Annotated in this window: 1 pseudogene; it reads left to right on the top strand. The window is 69.9% G+C overall.

The annotated features are described in order from the left end of the window. Positions 1–92 precede the first annotated feature (92 nt). Positions 93–612: pseudogene (locus KUM32_RS26205) on the top strand (sensor domain-containing diguanylate cyclase); the annotation flags it as partial.

Here is a 612-nt window from a genome sequence, read left to right as displayed (position 1 = left end):
GAGTCACAGCTCGCTGTGATTCAGTGGCCGTGGCAGTGAGAGACGACGAGAAATTCTGGAGTTGCTGTCGAGGTCTCGGGGGAGAGCGATCGATGGAGACCGAGTCGGAGCCGTACATCCGCCTTGCGACCCTGCGACAGCTACATCAAGTAGTCGCAGAACTGAACACCGGACGCAGTCTGGCGGAGACCCTGCAAACCGTCGCCGACGGAGTGATCCAGGGCCTGGGATACGAGCTGTCAGCCGTCAACCTGGTCCGCCCGGACGGAGACCTGGTGGTGGCCGCGGTCAGCGGCAGCCCCGGGGCCGAGGCGCTCATGGCGGGCCGGGTCGGCTCGCGGACGTCCTGGGAGCGGCGGCTCTCGATGGGCGAGCGCTGGGGCGACCTGAGATTCATCCCGTACACCGAGGGCTGGGTGCTCGACGACGACGACGTGCCGCAGTGGCACGTCGCCGGTCCGGCGCCACGCTTCCCCGACGAGTGGCACCCGATGGACCGGCTGTTCGCGCCGATGCGCGCGGCCGGCTCACCGCACGGCGAGCTGCTCGGCGTGATCTCCGTGGACAAGCCGCGCAACGGCCGCCGCCCCGGCGCCTGGGGCCGCGAGGCCC

The organism is Streptomyces sp. AC627_RSS907, assembly GCF_019049165.1.
Note: the sequence above shows the minus strand (reverse complement) of the source record. Positions and strands in the feature narration are given on the sequence as shown.